The sequence below is a fragment of the Kitasatospora sp. NPDC050543 genome (assembly GCF_044457565.1).
In the GTDB taxonomy this organism is placed as follows: domain Bacteria; phylum Actinomycetota; class Actinomycetes; order Streptomycetales; family Streptomycetaceae; genus Kitasatospora.
Map to the genome: position 1 here is coordinate 12614 of NZ_JBITGZ010000021.1, position 17984 is coordinate 30597.

At 73.9% G+C, this 17984-nt stretch carries 16 protein-coding genes; 7 read left to right on the plus strand and 9 right to left on the minus strand.

The window, feature by feature from the left end:
• Positions 1–78 precede the first annotated feature (78 nt).
• The gene (locus ACIBH3_RS24005; RefSeq protein WP_030396357.1) at positions 79–453 is read left to right on the plus strand and encodes an RNA polymerase-binding protein RbpA; all 375 of its coding nucleotides are present in this window, start codon (positions 79–81) and stop codon (positions 451–453) included.
• A 143-nt stretch (positions 454–596) separates the two neighbouring features.
• Here ACIBH3_RS24005 and fxsA read toward each other — a convergent pair whose 3' ends face one another.
• From fxsA to ACIBH3_RS24025, 4 genes are all read right to left on the minus strand, one after another.
• The gene (gene fxsA, locus ACIBH3_RS24010; RefSeq protein ID WP_396314110.1) at positions 597–1175 is read right to left on the minus strand and encodes an FxsA family membrane protein; all 579 of its coding nucleotides are present in this window, start codon (positions 1173–1175) and stop codon (positions 597–599) included.
• Between the two features lie 58 nt (positions 1176–1233).
• Positions 1234–3042 (minus strand): apolipoprotein N-acyltransferase, encoded by a 1809-nt coding sequence (lnt, locus tag ACIBH3_RS24015; protein WP_396314111.1) that lies wholly within the window; start codon positions 3040–3042, stop codon positions 1234–1236.
• Positions 3043–3209: 167 nt separating this feature from the next.
• On the minus strand, positions 3210–4829 hold the full coding sequence (locus tag ACIBH3_RS24020; protein WP_396314112.1) for an amidohydrolase: 1620 nt from the start codon (positions 4827–4829) through the stop codon (positions 3210–3212).
• Positions 4830–4950: 121 nt separating this feature from the next.
• Positions 4951–5391: an Lrp/AsnC family transcriptional regulator gene (locus ACIBH3_RS24025; RefSeq protein ID WP_396314113.1), complete on the minus strand. Its 441-nt coding sequence runs from the start codon at positions 5389–5391 to the stop codon at positions 4951–4953.
• A 280-nt stretch (positions 5392–5671) separates the two neighbouring features.
• Here ACIBH3_RS24025 and ACIBH3_RS24030 point away from each other — a divergent pair, with 280 nt between their 5' ends.
• A complete protein-coding gene (locus ACIBH3_RS24030) occupies positions 5672–6127 on the plus strand; it encodes a hypothetical protein (protein WP_396314114.1) in 456 nt (151 codons plus the stop codon).
• A 244-nt stretch (positions 6128–6371) separates the two neighbouring features.
• Here ACIBH3_RS24030 and ACIBH3_RS24035 read toward each other — a convergent pair whose 3' ends face one another.
• Positions 6372–7535, minus strand: a complete 1164-nt coding sequence (locus ACIBH3_RS24035; RefSeq protein ID WP_396314115.1) for an acyl-CoA dehydrogenase family protein — start codon at positions 7533–7535, stop codon at positions 6372–6374.
• A 209-nt stretch (positions 7536–7744) separates the two neighbouring features.
• Between ACIBH3_RS24035 and ACIBH3_RS24040 the strand changes: the two genes are divergently transcribed.
• From ACIBH3_RS24040 to ACIBH3_RS24050, 3 genes are all read left to right on the plus strand, one after another.
• Positions 7745–8362 (plus strand): hypothetical protein, encoded by a 618-nt coding sequence (locus ACIBH3_RS24040; protein ID WP_396314116.1) that lies wholly within the window; start codon positions 7745–7747, stop codon positions 8360–8362.
• A gap of 369 nt (positions 8363–8731) precedes the next feature.
• On the plus strand, positions 8732–10771 hold the full coding sequence (locus ACIBH3_RS24045; RefSeq protein WP_396314199.1) for an AAA family ATPase: 2040 nt from the start codon (positions 8732–8734) through the stop codon (positions 10769–10771).
• 308 nt (positions 10772–11079) lie between these two features.
• Positions 11080–11649 (plus strand): hypothetical protein, encoded by a 570-nt coding sequence (locus ACIBH3_RS24050; RefSeq protein ID WP_396314117.1) that lies wholly within the window; start codon positions 11080–11082, stop codon positions 11647–11649.
• Between the two features lie 154 nt (positions 11650–11803).
• Here ACIBH3_RS24050 and ACIBH3_RS24055 read toward each other — a convergent pair whose 3' ends face one another.
• Positions 11804–12823 carry an SDR family oxidoreductase gene (locus ACIBH3_RS24055; protein WP_396314118.1) on the minus strand — a complete coding sequence of 340 codons (1020 nt, stop codon included), beginning with the start codon at positions 12821–12823 and terminating at the stop codon, positions 11804–11806.
• 183 nt (positions 12824–13006) lie between these two features.
• Between ACIBH3_RS24055 and ACIBH3_RS24060 the strand changes: the two genes are divergently transcribed.
• Positions 13007–14245, plus strand: coding sequence for a serine hydrolase domain-containing protein (locus ACIBH3_RS24060; RefSeq protein ID WP_396314119.1), 1239 nt, complete (start codon positions 13007–13009; stop codon positions 14243–14245).
• A gap of 30 nt (positions 14246–14275) precedes the next feature.
• Here ACIBH3_RS24060 and ACIBH3_RS24065 read toward each other — a convergent pair whose 3' ends face one another.
• Positions 14276–14740 carry a cupin domain-containing protein gene (locus ACIBH3_RS24065; protein WP_396314120.1) on the minus strand — a complete coding sequence of 155 codons (465 nt, stop codon included), beginning with the start codon at positions 14738–14740 and terminating at the stop codon, positions 14276–14278.
• A gap of 91 nt (positions 14741–14831) precedes the next feature.
• On the opposite strand from ACIBH3_RS24065, the gene ACIBH3_RS24070 reads away from it, so the two are divergent.
• A complete protein-coding gene (locus ACIBH3_RS24070) occupies positions 14832–15413 on the plus strand; it encodes a TetR/AcrR family transcriptional regulator (protein WP_396314121.1) in 582 nt (193 codons plus the stop codon).
• A 50-nt stretch (positions 15414–15463) separates the two neighbouring features.
• Here the strand turns inward: ACIBH3_RS24070 and ACIBH3_RS24075 are convergent, their stop codons facing one another.
• Both ACIBH3_RS24075 and ACIBH3_RS24080 read right to left on the minus strand, forming a co-directional pair.
• Complete coding sequence (locus tag ACIBH3_RS24075; RefSeq protein ID WP_396314122.1) at positions 15464–16513, minus strand: hemolysin family protein; 1050 nt, start codon at positions 16511–16513, stop codon at positions 15464–15466.
• Positions 16510–17844: a hemolysin family protein gene (locus tag ACIBH3_RS24080; protein ID WP_396314123.1), complete on the minus strand. Its 1335-nt coding sequence runs from the start codon at positions 17842–17844 to the stop codon at positions 16510–16512. Before ACIBH3_RS24080 ends, ACIBH3_RS24075 begins: the two co-directional genes overlap by 4 nt.
• Positions 17845–17984 lie beyond the last annotated feature (140 nt).

Sequence of the window (17984 nt, forward strand, 5' to 3'; positions counted from 1 at the left end):
CGACAGCCGCGCGTTGACCGAACGACGAAGACAGCGACCAACTAGTCCTGTGGGCCATAAGCCCGGGAGGCACGATTCATGAGCGAGCGAGCTCTCCGCGGCACGCGACTCGGGGCCACTAGCTACGAGACCGACCGTGGTATCGATCTGGCTCCCCGCCAGACCGTCGAGTATGCATGTCAGAACGGACACCGATTCGAGGTGCCCTTCTCCGTCGAGGCGGAGATCCCCTCGGCCTGGGAATGCCGCTTCTGTGGCCAGGAGGCAGTACTGCTCGACGGCGATGAGCCGGAAGAGAAGAAGACCAAGCCCACGCGTACCCATTGGGACATGCTGATGGAGCGCCGGACGCGCGAGGAGCTGGAGGAGGTGCTGGCCGAGCGGCTGGCCGTGCTCCGCTCCGGCGGGATGAACCTCGCGGTCCACCCCCGCGACACCCGCAAGAGCGCCTGACCCGGCGCCCGCCACGGCGGGCGCACTCGAAAAGGGGCCCTGAGTGATCAGGGCCCCTTTCGCGTACCCGCGTCCGCCCTACGCGCTGCGGCCTTCACGCGCTGGTGCCCTCACGCGATCCGGCCCTCTCGCGATCCGGCTGCTCAGCCGGCGATCGGCGGGCGGTACTCCAGGTCCGGGCCCTGCGGGTCCCGCGGACCCTGCCCGGGCTCCACCACCTCGCCCTGGATCAATTTGCCGTCGGGGCGGTGGATGCGCAGCTGCTCCTGCAACCGCACCGCGTCGGCGAAGGGCGCGGCGCCGGCGGGCGAGGTGCTGCGCAGCGCCGTACCGGCCAGCCGGCGGCCGCCCGCACGCCAGAGCGCCCGGGTCGGCGGGAACAGCAGGGTGAGCGCGAGCACGTCCGAGAGGAAGCCGGGGATGATCAGCAGCAGCCCGGCGAGCACCGTCAGGCTGGTACCGGTCTGGACCTGCCGGGGCCTGGGGTCACGGGTCTGGTCGATCGCCGCGGACAGCGCCCTGCGCCCGGCCCGCTTGATCAGCCAGCCGCCGAGCAACACGCCGCCGGCGAGCAGCAGCAGGACGCCGAAGCCGCCGAGCACCGAGGCGACCTGGATCAGCAGCCAGATCTCCAGCACCAGCCACAGGGTGATCAGCAGCGGCAGCACCCGCCGGAGCTTGCCCCTGGGGGCCGGACGGGCGGGGGTAGCTTGCTGGGTCACGGTACGAATCCACTCCATCGCGGTGCTCTGCGCACCGGCCCGGGGAAGTCCGGGCCGGCTACGGCACCACCTGGGACAACGAACCCGCCTCGCCGCGTGTTCCGACGCCGGCGTCGGTGCCGGGCTCGGCGGGCGCCGTGGACGCGGAGGGATCGGCGGGCGCAGCAGGTGCGGCCGGTGCGGTGGGCTTGTTGGGCGCGGCGGACTCGGCCGCGCTCCGGGCGGGCGCTGCGGCGGCGTCACCCTCGGCGGGGTGGCCGGCGACTGTCCGCCTGCGCCGGCCCGCCAGCACGCCCGCGCCGCAGGCCAGCAGGCCCGCGACGGCCAGCGTCCACTCGGGCGCCGCGCCGACCCGGTCGGCGACGGTGGTGCCGTCGCGCAGCGGCACCACGGCGGACAGCTCGGCGGCGGTCAGCTCGTGGGTGCGGCTGACGATCGAGCCGTCGGGGGCGATCACGGCGCTGATGCCGCTGGTGGCGGCGATCAGCACGGCCCGGCCGTGCTCGACGGCCCGCAGCCTGGACATCGCCAGCTGCTGGTCGGGCTGGCCGCTCAGCGCGTAGGTGGCGTTGTTGGTCTGCACCACCAGCACCCGGGCGCCCTTGTTGACGGTGTCGCGGACGATCTCGTCGTAGGCGACCTCGAAGCAGATCACGTCGCCGATCTTCGCCGGGCCGAGCTGCATCACGCCGGTGGTGGTGCCGGGGTAGAAGTCGCGGGCGACCCGCTGGAGGCGGGTGATGACCTTGGAGAGCTGGTCACGGAACGGCACGTACTCGCCGAAGGGCACCGGGTGCTGCTTGGTGTACGAGGCGCCCGGGCCCGTCCTGGGATCCCAGACGATGCCCTCGTTCTGCACGTGCTGCTCGTCCGGGCCGTCCACCAGCGTGCCGACCAGTGTCGGGACGCCGATCCGGCGCACGGCGTCGTCGATCCTGCGGTACGCGGCCGGATCGCCGAAGGGGTCCAGGTCGGAGGAGTTCTCCGGCCAGATCACCACGTCGGGACGCTCGGCGCGGCCCGCCGCGATGTCGGCGGCCAGCCGCTCGGTCGCCGAGGCGTGGTTGTTGAGGACCATCATCGGGCGGCCGAGGAAGTCCATGCCCGGGTTGGGCACGTTGCCCTGGATGACGGCGACCTTGAAGGTGTCGGCCGGCGCGGTCGGGACGGGCACCAGGTACCCGGCGAGGATCGCCGCCACCGCGCCGAGCGAGGCCAGGGCGGCGGCGCGCGGGGCCCGGCGCGGGCCTGGGCGCAGCCGCAGCCCCGCCCAGGCCAGCAGGGTGCCGCAGAGCGCGACGGCGAAGGTCACCAGCGGCGCTCCGCCGAGCGCGGCGAGCGGGGTGAAGGGGGTGGCGGTGTTGGCGAAGGCCAGCCGGCCCCAGGGGAAGCCGCCCAGCGGGAGGCGGTCGCGTGCCCACTCCTGGGTGACCCAGAGGCAGGCCGCCCACAGCGGCCAGGCGCGCAGCCGTGAGGAGACGGCGAGCGCGGCGCCGAGGGCGGCCAGGAACAGCGCCTCGACGATGGACAGGCCGATCATCGCGTCCGGCCCGACCACGGTGAGCCAGCTGAGCAGAAGGACGAAGAACGGCAGGCCGAAGGCGAAGCCCGTCCAGGCGCCCTGACGGGCCGTACGGCCGCGGGTGAGCAGCGAGAGCCCGGCGACGCCGACGATCGACAGCGGCCACAGGTCGTACGGCGGGAAGGCCAGGCCGAGGAGCAGGCCGCACAGCACCGCGAGCGCCGTCCGGGGGAGCCCGGCGCGGACCTTGGCGAGGGCGCGGGCGGCCCGCCCGGAGGCCGGTGCCCGGGAGGCCTGCGCCTCGGGGGCCGCCTCGGGCTGCTCCTGCGTGACGGGCAGTGCCACCTGCGCACCATCTCTCTGGTCGTACTGTTCGCGCGTCTTGCACCGTCCGTAGTTCGGACGCTGTCCGAAGACGGTACCCCGGAATGCCCGGCACCGGGATCTCAGGATGATCTCGCTCGGGCCGGGCCGGGCCGGTCCGGGCGGGCTGCGCCCCGGGCGTGGGTGGCTCAGGCCTGGTGGACGGTGCGGCCGCGGACCACGGTGCGCAGGCAGACCGGCAGCGGGCGGCCGGGCGTGAGGTCGGGCAGGCCGGGGGTGCCGGAGCGGGGGTCGGTGGACCAGCCGGCGACCCGGGAGTCCGGGGCCTGGACGACCAGCTCCCGCGCCGCCCACACCGCGTAGCTGGCGGCCGCGCCGGGCACCAGCACACCGTCCTGGTCGCGGCCCAGCGCCCGCCAGCCGCCCCGGGTGTGGGCGGTGAAGGCGGCCCGGACGGAGATCCGGTGCTCGGGAGTGCGGTGGAAGGCCGCGGCACGGACGGTACCCCACGGGTCGAGGGCGGTGACGGGCGCGTCCGAGCCGAAGGCCAGCGGCACCCCGGCGCGCAGCAGCGCGGCGAACGGGTTGAGCGCGGCGGCCCTGGCGGCGCCCAGGCGCTGCGCGTACATGCCCTCGGGCCCGCCCCAGGCGGCGTCGAACGCGGGCTGGACGGAGGCGACCAGGCCGAGCTCGCCGAAGGCGGCGACGGACTTGTCGTCCAGCGTCTCGGCGTGCTCGACGCGGTGGCGCAGTGCCCTCACCCGGGCGAGACCGACCCGGTCGCCGGCCGCGCGCACGCCGTCCAGGACGGCGGTGATCGCGGCGTCGCCGATGGCGTGGAAGCCGGCCTGCAGGCCCGCCTCGGTGCAGGCCGCGACGTGGTCGGCGATCTGCTCGGTGGTCAGGTACGCGGTGCCGGTGTGCGGCGCGTCCGCGTAGGGGACGTGCAGACAGGCGGTGTGCGAGCCGAACGCGCCGTCCACGAAGAGGTCCCCGCCGGCGCCCACGGCGCCGAGGCGGCGGGCGGTCTCCACCCCGCTGCGGCCGGGGCCGCCGAGCTCGCCCCAGTAGCCGAAAACCTCGGGGCCCTCGCCTTCGGCGGCGAGCGCGAGCAGCTCGGCCAGGTCGTCCTCGGAGGAGATGTCGGGGCCGGCGCACTCGTGCAGCGAGCCGATGCCGAGCTCGGCGGCGCGGGCGAGGGTGGCGCGCTGTGCGCGGCGGCGCTGCTCGGAGCCGACGTGGGCGAGGGCGGTCCGGCGGACGGCGTGGTGGGCCTCGCGGGCCAGCGGGCCCTCGGCGGTGTGGCCGGGCTCGTCGGCGAGGCCCGGGGTGAGGGCGCGCAGGGCGGTGGAGGCGAGCGCGGAGTGGACGTCGGTGCGGGAGAGGTAGAGGGCGGCGCCGCCGGCCGCCTCGTCGAGCTCGGCGAGGGTCGGCGGGCGCCCCTCGGGCCAGGCGGTCTGGTCCCAGCCGTGGCCGATCAGGACGCCGTCGCCCGGGTGGGCGGCGGCGAAGGCGGCGATCCGGGCGAGGGCCTCGGCGAGCGAGGGGCAGCCGGTCAGGTCGAGGCCGGTGAGCGCCAGACCGGCGGCGGTGGCGTGCACGTGGGCGTCCACGAAGGCGGGGGTGACCAGCGCACCGTCGAGCTCGACGATCTCGTCCGCGATGTCGGCGTAGGCCTCGGCCGCGCCGTCGCTGCCGACCCAGGCGACGTGTTCGCCCTCGACGAGCATCGCGGTGGCGAAGGGGTCGGCGGGGCTGTAGACGGAGCCGCCGCGCAGCAGCACGGTCCGGGAGGTGCGTTCGGTCATGCGCACCAGTCTGCACCCGTACGGACGGCCCCCGTCCTCCGGGGCGCGGCCTTGCGGGGGCGGGCGGCCCCTCGTGGGGGCGCCTGGCCGGCGGTGAGCCGCCCGGCGCGCCCCGGCCGGCTCAGATCTTGGGGGGCCGGGCCTCGTACGGGGTGGAGAGCACGACGGTGGTGCGGGTGGAGACCCCGGCGGCGCTGCGGATGCGGGCGAGCAGGTCCTCCAGGTCACCCGGGGCGCCGACGCGGACCTTGAGGATGTAGTTCTCCTCGCCGGCGACGCTGTGGCAGGCCTCGATCTCGGGCAGGCCGGCGAGACGCTCGGGGGTGTCGTCGGGCGCGCTGGGGTCGAAGGGTTTGACCGAGATGAAGGCGGTCAGCGCCAGGTCGACGGCGTCGGGGTCGACGATCGCGGTGTAGCCGCGGATCACCCCGCGCTGTTCGAGGCGGCGCACCCGCTGGTGCACCGCCGAGGTGGACAGGCCGGTGGCCTTGCCCAGGTCCGTGTAGCTCATCCGGCCGTCCGCGAGGAGCAGCTGAACGATGCGCTGATCGACATCCTCCACAAGGCGCAAACCTACTGCCCCCGGGGGTGGATTGCCGACCGTTGGGATACCACCGGGGGCGCGTACCCGCCACCGGGCGCCGGAGGGCGCGGCGTGCGGCGCACCGGCCGTGGGAGAGGTGCGGGCGGGCTACGGGCGGGCACATGCCGGGTGAATGTGGCGAACGACACACCTGATGCATCACAGTGCCACGGACCGCAGGATTATGAGCTGACCACTGCGGGAAGTGCTGGTTGTGGCCCTGGCCGACCCGGCCGGGCCCGATCCGAGGGGGATCAGCATGCCCACTGCCGACCAGCGCTCGCTGAGCGCGGACGACGCCCACGATACGAGCGACCGCGAGGACTTCGCGGTCGCGTACGGCCCGACCCCGGGGGCGGACCCGGGCGAGGCCGACACCTGGGAGATCATCCGGGTGCACTGCCCGGCGTGCGACCGCCCGATCGCCCTGGTGGGCGACGAGGAGCGGCTGCCGCAGCACGCCGTACTGCCGACCGCCTGGCACCCCTTCTCCCCCGCGCTCTGCGCGGGTTCCGGCGCGCCGACGGACGACCTGCCCGAGGTGGACCTCGCGGCGGACTCCGTCGCCCCCGGCCTGGAGGACCTGCTGGCGCTGCCGGCCGCGCTGGACTGGCGTACCCAGCCCTTCTCGCACGCCTTCGGCCACAGCCCCGTCCACACACCTGCGGCGCGGGTGCCGGCCCAGCGCTCGCGGCCCCAGCTGGCCCGCCGCTGACGCTGGCGACCACGGGAGCCGGCCGCCGGCCGCCCCGGGGAACACCCCGGAGCCTGCACGGCACGGCTGTCGCGCCGCGCCGTCACGCGGCACCGGGCGGGCGCCGCCTGCGCTGCGGCGCCCGCCCGGCGGGAGCTCCCGGGTGCCGGGGGGCCGGCTCCCCGATCGTACGAAGCAACCGCCCCCGGCTACGTGGCCCGCATCGAGCGGGCCCGCAGCCGGGGGCGGCAGCGGTTCAGCCGGTTCAGCCGGCCGTGAGGTGGCGGCCGATGACCAGCCGCTGGATCTGGTTGGTGCCCTCGACGATCTGCAGCACCTTCGCCTCACGCATGTACCGCTCGGCCGGGAAGTCCTGGGTGTAGCCGTACCCGCCCAGCACCTGCACCGCGTCGGTGGTGACCCGCATCGCGGCGTCGGTGCAGAACAGCTTGGCCATCGCCGCCTCCTTGGAGAAGGACAGCCCGGCATCGCGGCGGCGGGCCGCGGCGAGGTAGAGCGAGCGGCCGGCCTCGATCTGGGTGGCCATGTCCGCGAGCATGAACGACAGGCCCTGGAACTCCGCGATCGGGCGGCCGAACTGGCGCCGGGTACGGGCGTAGTCGGTGGCGAGGTCCAGCGCGGCCTGGGCGACGCCCACCGCACAGGCGGCGATGCCCAGCCGGCCCGAGTCCAGTGCGGAGAGCGCGATCTGGAAGCCCTGGCCCTCCGCGCCGATCAGGCGCTCGCGCCCCACCCGCACACCGTCGAAGTGGATCTGCGCCGTCGGCGAGGAGCGCATGCCCATCTTGTGCTCCGGCGGCGCCGCCGAGAGCCCGGCCGCCCCTGCCGGCACCAGCAGGCAGCTGATGCCGCGCGAGCCGTCCTCGCCGGTGCGGACCAGGGCGCTGTAGAAGTCCGCCTGGCCACCGTGGGTGATCCACGCCTTGGTGCCGCTGACGATGTAGTCCTCACCGTCCAGGTCGGCGCGGGTGCGCAGGGCGGCGGCGTCGGAGCCGGACTGCGGCTCGGAGAGGCAGTACGCGCCCAGCTGGTCGCCGCCGAGCATGCCGGGCAGCCACTCGGCGCGCTGCTCGTCGGTGCCGAAGGTGGCCAGGGCGTGACAGGAGAGGGTGTGGACGCTGACGCCGAGCCCCACCGCCAGCCAGCCCGCGGCGAGCTCCTCCAGCACCTGGAGGTAGACCTCGTACGGCTGCTCGCCGCCGCCGTGCTCCTCGCCGTACGGCAGGGAGAGCAGGCCGGCCTCGCCGAGCGTGCGGAACACCTCGCGGGGGAAGCGCCCGGCGGCCTCGTCCTCGGCGGCGCGGGGCTGGATCTCGCGCTGGACGAGGTCCCGGGTGAGGCTCAGGAGCTCCCTGGCCTCCTCGCTGGGCAGCTGACGGTCCACGGCTTTCGCGGGTGCGGGGCTCATGGCGGTAGGTCGCCTCCTCGATCGGGCACCGGGCCCCGTGGTGGCGGGCCCGGCACGGGGTTGGCAGGTCGGCCCGACCGGCACCGGATTGCGGTGAACGGTCGTTCACATGCGTGGCGATGTGAGTATGCCCGATCCTGGGCCGCCCGTCACGACCTGCGCTCTCTCACCGTCCGTGAGGGAGCGGCCTTCGCCGTAGAGTGGCCGGTGTGGCTGATTCGGACGGTGTCCAGGGCGGCTCCGCCGAGCTGACCGCGCTCGCCGCGGAGCTCGCCGCGCTGCCGCCCTCCTGCGGGCCGGTGCGGCTGATCGCCGTGGACGGGCACGCCGGCTCCGGCAAGACCACCTTCGCCACCGCCCTGGCGGCCGCCCTCGGCGGCGCCCCGGTGGTGCACCTGGATGATCTCGCCACCCACGAGGAGCTGTTCGGCTGGGTCGGCCGGCTGCGCGCCCAGGTCCTCGAGCCGCTGGCCGCCGGACGGGACGCCGAGCACCGCGTCTACGACTGGACCCTGCGCGAGTTCGCGACCGTGCGGCGGGTGCCGGCCGCGCCCGTGGTCCTGGTCGAGGGGGTGGGCGCCGGCCGGCGGGAGCTGCGTCCCTGGCTGGCCGGGCTGATCTGGATGGAGCTCGGCCCGGAGGAGTCGCGCCGACGCGGCGAGCGGCGGGACGGCCCTGCACTGGCCGACTTCTGGGCCGGCTGGGCGCTCGCCGAACGGGCGCACTTCACCGACGACCCGTCCCGTCCGCACGCGCAGCTGAGAATTGACGGCGTGACCGGGCGGATTGTCCCGGACACCCCCCGTGAACTGCGGGCATGCCCTTGACCGGTCGCACCGGGACGAACTAGGTTCTCACTCGTTGCAGCGTTTGTTGAGCGAGCAACATCAGACACGGCATCTCCGGTTTGTTCCCCCGTGAGCCGGAGGTGCCGTTCTCCTCCCCGCACACCAACCGCCGTGCCGCCGCTTTCATTTGACCTGGCGCGGCACCCTTCCGGATCAGCGCAGCGCCGGTACGATTCCAGGCAGGCGCATGTGCGCCCCGGGGGCTCTTCGACTACTGGCGGACCCTTAGCCGACGGGCCTCGATGCACACCGCGGGGGGCGTGAGTGACGACGGTGGAGAGTTCCGACAGCAACAACTCGGGTGGCGGGGGCCCCAACAGGCTCGCCGACCGCGCCTGGCTGCGCGCCATGGACGCCTACACGGCGGGAGCGTACGCCCGCGCCGAGGAGGAGTTCCGCGCGGCCGTCCAGCTGGACCCGGGGATGGCCGACGCCTGGCTCGGGCTGCACGCCCTGCGTTGCGACACCTCGGGCGCCCTGCTGGCGATGCACCGGCACCAGAAACGTTTCGGCGAGCAGCGGCTGCGCCACCGACGGCCCCTCAGCTCCTGGTACTGGCTGGGCTGGTGGGTCCAGCCGGTCCTGGAGGACGCCCGCGATCTCGCCCTCGCGCACGCCTCGCACTGGCTGGACGGGAGGCACCTGAGCGAGCTGGACCGCGCGCTCGAACTCTGCCCTCCCGCCGAGCAGGACGCCTCCGTACGCTTCCTGCACGCCTGCCGCTCCTACCTGCTCAAGGACTGGGAGCAGCTGATCCGGGACACCGACCGGCTGCTGGACGACCCGCTGCTGGGCATCGAGGCCGGGCTGTTCAGCGGCATGGCCAGGGTCCGGCTGGACATGTGCGCGCAGGCCCAGGGCCCACTGGCCGCCTCGCTCGCCCGCTGCCGCTCCGAGCAGCCGCAGCGCAAGGAGCTGCGCTATTGGCTGGCCCGGGCGTACGAGGGTGCCGGGCGCAGCGCCGCCGCCCTGCCGTTGTACCGGGCCGTGCACCGCGCCGACCCGGCGTTCATGGACGCCGCCGCCCGGCTGGCGGCCATCGCCGCCGAGGACGGGCTGGTGGACGCGCTGCTGGAGAGCATGCCCGGGGTGGGCGCGGGCGGCGGGCGGGACTCGGGCACCGACGGGCTCGGCGGGGACGGGTACGGGACGGACGGCTACGACGTCGACGAGGAGGTCGAGACGGAGGACGCTTACGCGGCGCAGGACGACCTCTGCCCCGAGCAGGGCTTCGCCCCGGACGACTTCGAGACGGACGAGGGCCTCTCGGCACCGGCGGCCCCTCAGGAGGGGTACGGCGGCGGGCAGGAGGGCTTCCCGGGCATCCAGGGCGCCCTGGACGGCTTCGGGGCCGGGCAGTCCGGCGGCGCACCGGGTGACCCCGGCGACCCCGGGGCATCCTCGCCGCAGACCGCGGGCGAGCGCGCCGACTCCCCCGGCGGGCCGTCCGCCGCCACCCCCGCCCCACCGGCCCGCCCCGCCGCACTCACGCCGCACACCGGCCCGCCCGCGCTCGGCGGCCGCGCGGCCGGCCAGGAGGAACTGGACGCGGCGCTCGCGGCGCTGGAGCGGATGGTGGGGCTGGAGCCGGTGAAGCGCCAGGTCCGCGCGCTCTCCGCGCAGCTGCGGATGTCGCGACTGCGGGCGGGCCAGGGCCTGCCCGTGCAGCCGCCCAAGCGCCACTTCGTCTTCTCCGGCCCGTCCGGCACCGGCAAGACCACGGTGGCCCGGATCCTCGGCCGGGTGTTCCACGCCCTCGGCCTGCTCTCCGGCGACCACCTGGTGGAGGCCCAGCGAGCGGACCTGGTCGGCGAGTTCCTCGGCCAGACGGCCGTCAAGGCGAACGAGCTGATCGACTCCGCGCTGGACGGCGTGCTCTTCATCGACGAGGCCTACAGCCTCTCCAACTCCGGCTACAGCAAGGGCGACGCGTACGGCGACGAGGCCCTTCAGGTGCTGCTCAAGCGGGCCGAGGACAACCGCGACCGGCTGGTGGTGATCCTGGCCGGCTACCCCGAGGGCATGAACCGGCTGCTGGCCACCAACCCCGGCCTCAACTCCCGCTTCACCACCCGGGTCGACTTCCCCAGCTACCGCCCGGGCGAGCTGACCGCGATCGGCGCCACCCTGGCCGAACGGGACGGCGACAGCTGGGACGAGGACGCGGCGGAGGAGCTCGGCTCGATCTGCGCACACGTGGTCCGCGAGGGCTGGATCGACGAGCTCGGCAACGGACGCTTCATGCGCACGCTCTACGAGAAGTCCTGCGCCTACCGCGACCTGCGGCTCTCGCTGCTGCGCGAGCCGCCCGGCCGGGAGGACCTCGCCACGCTGCGACTGCCGGACCTCGTCCAGGCGTACGGGGAGCTGATCGACGGCCGCGGCTGAGCCGCCCGGCCCACCTCTGGCAGCAGGCGCCGGCCGCCACCGGTGCCACACAGGTCGCACACTGCACATCCACCACGTGCACCCTGCGGTGTCAAGACATCTCCACCGGACGTTCAGGTGTTCTATTCACGCCAACTCCCCTTCGCGTGCCGACCATTGCCTGACAGGACGCCGCATCCGTAGGTACACAGATCCCTGGCCGGACTGGCCGTGGGACCGCGGGGGCGCGGGCGGTGGCTGACACACCGCCGGTCCGTCCGTCCGGCCTGCGCCGGCCGATCCCGTTCCACTCGACAGGGGAGACAAGAGTGAACACGAAGATCTGGCGCCGGGCTGCCACGACAGCCGCCGTCACCCTGCTCGGCATCGCGACGCTGGCCGGCACCGCCGCGGCCCAGCCGGTCGCCGGCCCCGCACCCGCACCCGCACCCGCACCCGCCGCCGCGTCGGCCGCCGCCCCGGCACCCGGTGCCCACATCACCTACAACCCGAACGCCAAGCCCGGGTCCTGGGAGAACCCGGTGATCCTCTCCGACAAGCCCGCGGCCGGGCCCACATCACTGGCCGCGAGCAGCTGTGGCGACCTGGGGGTGTACTGGTGCACCTTCGCCCAGTACAACTTCGGCTGGGTGAAGCTGGCGACCTCGCTCGGCGGCGACCACCACGAGTACGCGACCGCCCAGGGTTACGCCAGCGGCAACTTCCAGGTCTACCTGGACCGTTCGTCCAACAACGGCACCAGCTGGCAGGGCCGGATCAACGTCTCCACCAACGACACCGGCTGGACGGACAGCCTGTACGACGGCCCGCCCTACGTGACGCGCGGGTGCATCTACAGCATGGACCGCGGCGTGGTCGGCTGCACCGTCTGGCACTGACCGCCGCCCGGGGCGTCCTCCCCGTACGGAGGACGGATCCGGCCGGCCGGGCTGATGCCTGACGCCTGACGCACGAACGGGGGGGGGAGCAGCGGCGGCCGCTCCTCCCCCCGCCCGGGCTCGGGGGCGAACTTCGGCGGTCCTGCGCAGTAGCTCAGTCGACCAGCCCACCGGGCGTCGGCACCCCCTGGCCGGCCAGCACCGCGGCCTCGATCCGTGGGTCCAGCCCGACGACCGGCCGGTCGGGCCGCTGCGGCGCCACCCCGCCGATGCTGCGCAGCCAGGCCCAGGTGTCGGCCACCGTCTCCTCGGCCGGCCGGCAGTCCAGCCCCGCGGCCAGCGCCTTGGCGACGCCGCGCCGGTGCATGTGGGCGTAGTCCTCGCCCGGCGGCAGCCAGATCGGCAGGTCCATCCACGGCTGGATCCCGGCGGCGAGGATCGGCTCGGGGTCGGTCCAGCGCAGCTCGGCGTCCGAGCCGGTGACGCGGGCGCAGGCCTCCAACAGCTCAGCGGTGGTGGTGTGCCCCGGCGCCGAGACCAGGTTGTAGGCGCCGCCGAGGCCCTGTTCCACGGCGTCCAGCATCCAGTTCGCCAGGTCGCGGACATCGATGTACTGGAGTTCCAGGTCACGCGGCCCGGGCGCGAGCACCGGACCGCCCTTCGCGATCCGGCCGAGCCACCAGGGCAGCCGACCGATGTTCTCGCCCGGGCCGATGATCAGACCCGCCCGGGCCAGCAGCGCCCGCTCGCCGAAGGCGTCGACCACGGCCAGCTCGGCACCGCGCTTGGCGCGGGCGTAGTCCCCGTCCTCGGAGTCGTCGGGTGAGCCGTCCACCAGCGGCGCGGCCTCGTCGACGCCCGCCGCGGAGGGGTACACGTACACCGAACAGCTGGAGACGTAGACATAGCGGCCGACCCGCTCGGCCAGCAGCCGCGCCGCGTCCCGTACCGCCGAGGGCGCCCCCGACCAGGTGTCCAGCACGGCGTCCCACTCGCCCTCGGCGAGCGCTGCCAGGCCGTCCGGGGCCGTGCGGTCGCCGTGCAGCGCGGTGACCCCCGGTGGGGGCGCGTGGTGCCCCCGGTGAAAGACCGTCACCTCCCAACCTCGTTCCAGTGCCGCGTCGGTGACGGCGCGACCGGCGAACTCCGTCCCACCCAGTATCAGAAGCTTCATGACGCCAACCCTGCCCGCCGAGGGCCGCCGGGGGAACGGCTGCACGCTCTCGGCGGAATCGCCCAGAGCGGAAGCGGAGCCGGGGATGGGGGCGGACCCGGGCCGGGGCCCGACGGGTGATCCTGGCGCGGGTCGCGGTGTGACGTCCGGGCCTGCGCGATGCGGCCCGCCGATACTGCGGGCATGAGACGAACCCGCCTGACGACGCTGCTCTGCGTCACGATGCTCATCGCCGCAAGTGCCCAGGTCACGGCCACCGCCGGGCCCCTGGCCACCGGCTCGGCCCCCTCCGGCGACGGAAGCGGGAGGGACCGGCCGTGCGTCAGTTCCCCGCGCCCCGACGGCGGCCAGGCCCGCGAGGTGCTGCGGATCGCCGAACAGGCCAAGGAGGAGCTGGGCCTCGCGTCCGTCGTCCTGCGTGTCACCGTCGACGGGCGGGAGGTCATCACCGACGCACTCGGCGAGTCGATGACCGGGGTCCCGGCCGAGCCCGCCATGCACTTCCGCGCCGGCTCGGTGGCGATCGCCTTCATGGGAACCGTCCTGCTGCAACTCGTCGAGGAGGGCAAGGCGGGCCTCGACGACCCCGTCTCACGCTGGCTGCCCGACGCCCCGTACGCCGAGCAGATCACGCTGCGCATGCTCGGCAGCTCCACCTCGGGGCTCGCCGACTACGTCACCGACCCCGCCTTCCTCGCCGAGCTGGAGGCCGCTCCCTTCCGTCAGTGGACGCCCGAGGAGCTGGTGGGCATCTCGACGAGCAAGCCCCTCTGGTACGACCCGGGCACCAACTGGAGCTACTCGCACGCCAACTTCGTGCTTCTCGGCGCAGCCCTGGAGAAGATCGCCGGGACCCGGCTCGACCACCTGCTCCAGCAGCGCGTGATGGGCCCGCTCGGCCTGCACGAGACCCGCAACAACTTCACGCCCGACATCCCGGCACCCGTCCTGCACGCCTTCACCTCCGAACGGGGGAAGTACGAGGAGTCCACCTTCTGGAACCCGTCGTGGACCACCGCCCCGGGCGCGGTCATCACCACCGACATCTGCGACCTGGCCCGCTCGGCGGTGGCCATCGGCTCCGGTGAGCTGCTCTCCCCCGCCGCATTCCGGGTGCAGCTCGACCCCGGCACGGTCGGTCTGGGCGGCCCCACGGCCACCTGTCCCGAGACCGTCTGCCGTGCGAACACCGAGGCGACCCACTTCGGCCTGGGCGTGATCGTCGTGGACGACTGGATCATCCAGAACCCGTCCTTCTCCGGCTACGCCGCCATGCAGGCCTACCTGCCCTGCGAGCGGGTGGCCATCGCCGTCACGACGACCAAGGGCCCCGACACCCCCGACGGCAACACCTCCGAGACCATCGCACGCCGCATCAGCGCCGTCGTCGCCCCCGGCCACCCGCTGCCCCCGCCGCAGTAGCGAGCCATGGTCACGAGCGTAGCAGCGGGGTCACCCCTCCTCCTGGTAGCTGATGTCGTACCTGGCCGCGATGGGGTTGATCTTGGCGGGGTCCAGCCGTCCTTCGGTGAGGACGGCTGGCCCCGCCTCGATCAGGTCTTCCAGGTAGTGCTCCCACCCGCCGGGCGAGGAGATCTGCAGGACGCGCGGGGGCCGGTCGCCGGCGCGGCGCAGCGCATGCGGGACGCCACGCGGAAGCAGTACGAACGTCCCCTGGGGGGCGAGGTGCGTCCGGTCGTCGAACTCGATCTCCAGGACGCCGTCGAGCACGTAGATGCACTCGTCCGCGCGGTGGTGGGTGTGCCGCGGGATGTCCTTCGCCACGGTCACCTCCAGCAGCGAGAAGCGCCCCTCGGTGTCCTCGGTCGTGGCCTTGACGGCGAACGCGGGCGGCATCGGGATCCGGCCGGGCCGCGCGGCCCCCGGGTCCAGCAGGATGAAACGGTCTCCGGGCATGGGCATGGGCATACGTATGGCCCCTCCTTGTATGACACAATCGGAACCGGAATCCGATTCCGAATTGAGTCTAGGCAGGGGAGTCCTCAGCTTGTCAACGCCTTCGACACCCGCCGGCCGGCGGCCGCGCGCCGACGCGGAGCGCAACCGAGACCGGGTACTGACGGCAGCACGTGCGCTGTTCGAGGAACGCGGCGACGAGGTCCAGATGCCCGAGGTGGCACGCGCCGCCGGCGTCGGCATCGGCACGGTCTACCGGCACTTCCCGACCCGGCGGGCCCTGATCGAGGCCACGGCGGAGCACCGGTTCGCCGCGATCCTGGAGTTCGCCCGCACCGAGAGCCGGCGCGACCCCGGGTCGGGCCAGGGGCTGGCCCGCTACCTCCGCCATGTCGGTCAGGTACTGGCCGAGGACAAGGGCCTGTCCGCCTCCGTCGTGGCCACCATGGGCTCCTCGGCACCTCAGGGCGAGCTGCTGGCACAGCTCCAGGAGGCGGTCGAGGCCCTGATCGCCCAGGACCGCGCCGCCGGCACCCTCCGGCCGGACGTGTCCGTCGCGGACGTCTACATGATCGTCGGCGGCCTCTCGAACATCATCCGCACCGCGAGCGGCGACTGGCGCCGCTTCGTCGAGCTCACCTTCACCGGGCTGCGCCCACGCCCGGACAGCTGACCGGCCGACGCCCACTCCAGCCCCCACCGGAGGGCGGTCACGGGGTGGCGTCAGGCCGCGGCCGGGCGATGGTCGGGGTCGTGGACCTCGCCGACGAGTTCCTCGACCACGTCCTCCAGGGCGATCAGGCCCAGGGTGTGGCCGTCCTCGTCGACGACGGCGGCCAGGTGGGCGGCGGCCCGGCGCATCGCGCCGAGGGAGTCGTCCAGCGGGACGTTGCGGCGCAGGACGGGGATCGGGCGCCAGAGGCGGGCCGGGACGGGAGCGGACGGATCGTCGACGTCCAGGATGTCCTTGACGTGGAGGTAGCCGACGAAGCCGTTCTCGCGTACGTCACCGTCCACGACGGGGAAGCGCGAGAAGCCGGTGCGTACCGCCAGGCCCTCGATCTGCTCGGCGGTCACCTTGGTGTCGACGGTCACCAGCTGGTCCGGCGGCAGCAGGACCTCCGTCACCGGGCGGTGGCCCAGCTCCAACGCGTCCTCCAGGCGCTCCTGGCGCTCCTCGTCCAGCAGGCCCGCGTCCTTCGAGTCGACCAGCAGGTACATCAGCTGCTCGATGGTGAAGACCGACTCGACCTCGTCCCTGGCCTCCACCTTGAACAGCCGCAGCACGGCGTTGGCGAAGGCGTTCAGGAAGCGGATCACCGGCGCGAGCACCCGGGCCAGCCGGTCGAGCGGCGGGCCGAGCCAGAGCGCGGCCTTCTCGGGGCCGGCCAGGGCGAGGTTCTTGGGCACCATCTCGCCCATCACCATGTGCAGGAACACCACCAGGCTCAGCGCCAGCCCGTACGAGAGCGGGTGCATCAGGCTCTCCGGCACGCCCATCGCGTGGAACGGGCCCTCGACCAGGTGGGCGATGGTGGGCTCGGCCAGCGCACCCAGGCCCAGCGAGCAGGCGGTGATGCCCAGCTGGGCGGCGGCCAGCATCGCGGAGACGTTGGAGAGCGCGTGCAGCACGGTACGGGCGCGCCTGTTGCCGGCGTCGGCGAGCGGCTCGATCTGGCTGCGGCGGACGGAGATGACGGCGAACTCGGCGCCGACGAAGAAGGCGTTGCCCAGCAGCAGCAGGAGTGCGGCGGCCAGTTGGAGCACGGTCATCGGGTCTCGTCCTCGTCGTGGCGGGGCTCGGCGGTGCGCTCGATCCTGACCCGGCTGGTGCGGTGCCGGTCGACGGCCTCCACGGTGAAGCGCCAGCCGGGGAGTCCGGCCCGCTCACCGGGCGCGGGGAGCCGGCCGAGCAGGTCGGAGACCAGGCCGGCGAGGGTCTCGTACGGGCCTTCGGGGGCGTACAACCCGATGGCCTCCAGCCGGTCGATGCGGACCCGGCCGTCGGCCTCCCAGGCCGGCATGCCGTCGACGGGCGGCAGCGACACCAGCTCGGGGGTGTCCTCGGGGTCGTGCTCGTCCTGCACCTCGCCGACGATCTCCTCGACGATGTCCTCGATGGTGACGACGCCGGCGGTGCCGCCGTACTCGTCGACCACGATGGCCATCGGCTGCTCGCGGCGCAGCTGGTCGAGCAGCCGTTCGGCGGGGAGCGTCTCGGGCACCAGCAGCGGCGGTACGGCGATCTCGGCCACCCGGACCGAGGCGCGCCGCTCCGGCGGTACGGCGAGCGCGTCCTTGAGGGTGACGGTGCCGGAGACCTCGTCCAGGCTGTTGCCGTAGACCGGGAAGCGGGACAGGCCGGTGGCGCGGGTCAGGTTGAGCACATCCGCGGCGCCGGCGTCACGCTGGAGGGCGACGACGTCCACGCGCGGGGTCATCATGCTCTCGGCGGTGAGTTCGCTCAGCCCCAGCGTCTTCACGAAGAGGGTCGCGGACTCCTCGTCTATCGCGCCGGCCTTCGCGGAGTGCCGGGCCAGCGAGACCAGCTCGGCGGGGGTGCGGGCGTGGTCCAGCTCGTCCTGCGGCTCCACGCCCAGCGCGCGGACCGTTCGGTCGGCGACGCCGTTGAGGAAGCTGATCAGCGGCCGGCACGCGACCGAGAACCACATGTGCGGGGCGGCCACCGCGCGGGCGACCTGGAGCGGCCGGGAGATCGCCCAGTTCTTCGGGACGAGCTCGCCGATCACCATCTGCAGGATGGTGGCGAGCACCATGCCGACGATCACGGCCACCGCCCTGGCGACGGAGGCGGGTACGCCGATGGCGGTCAGGACGGGGCTGAGCAGCACGGACAGCGCGGGCTCGGCGAGCATGCCGACCACCAGCGAGGTGACGGTGATGCCGAGTTGGGCGCCGGAGAGCTCGAAGGAGAGTTGCCGCTGCGCCTTGGCGACCCGGCGGGCCTTGCCGTCACCGGCCTTCACGGCGCGGTCGACCGCGCCGCGTTCCACGGTGACGAAGGCGAACTCGGCGGCCACGAAGAGGCCGTTGGCGAGGATGAGCAGGAACGCCGCGAGCAACAGGAGCCAGGCGGTGATCACAGTGCCGCCTGCCTTCCGGGGCTCGGAACTGGGGCGGCGGTGGTACTACCGGACGGATCGTCCATCGAGGGGAGGTGTCACTCCTCAGGTCGCAGGCCGAGATGGCGAGGCTTTGCCCCGCTTTTACCAGCGTAGACGAT

Excerpts from the sequence above, each read along its gene's own strand:
- ACIBH3_RS24065 (WP_396314120.1), bottom strand. The coding sequence starts at position 14,740 with ATGCCCGGAGACCGTTTCATCCTGCTGGACCCGGGGGCCGCGCGGCCC.
- ACIBH3_RS24030 (WP_396314114.1), top strand. The coding sequence starts at position 5,672 with ATGCCCACTGCCGACCAGCGCTCGCTGAGCGCGGACGACGCCCACGAT.
- ACIBH3_RS24035 (WP_396314115.1), bottom strand. The coding sequence starts at position 7,535 with ATGAGCCCCGCACCCGCGAAAGCCGTGGACCGTCAGCTGCCCAGCGAG.
- ACIBH3_RS24020 (WP_396314112.1), bottom strand. The coding sequence starts at position 4,829 with ATGACCGAACGCACCTCCCGGACCGTGCTGCTGCGCGGCGGCTCCGTC.
- ACIBH3_RS24055 (WP_396314118.1), bottom strand. The coding sequence starts at position 12,823 with ATGAAGCTTCTGATACTGGGTGGGACGGAGTTCGCCGGTCGCGCCGTC.
- ACIBH3_RS24005 (WP_030396357.1), top strand. The coding sequence starts at position 79 with ATGAGCGAGCGAGCTCTCCGCGGCACGCGACTCGGGGCCACTAGCTAC.
- ACIBH3_RS24060 (WP_396314119.1), top strand. The coding sequence starts at position 13,007 with ATGAGACGAACCCGCCTGACGACGCTGCTCTGCGTCACGATGCTCATC.
- ACIBH3_RS24075 (WP_396314122.1), bottom strand. The coding sequence starts at position 16,513 with ATGACCGTGCTCCAACTGGCCGCCGCACTCCTGCTGCTGCTGGGCAAC.
- ACIBH3_RS24045 (WP_396314199.1), top strand. The coding sequence starts at position 8,732 with ATGGACGCCTACACGGCGGGAGCGTACGCCCGCGCCGAGGAGGAGTTC.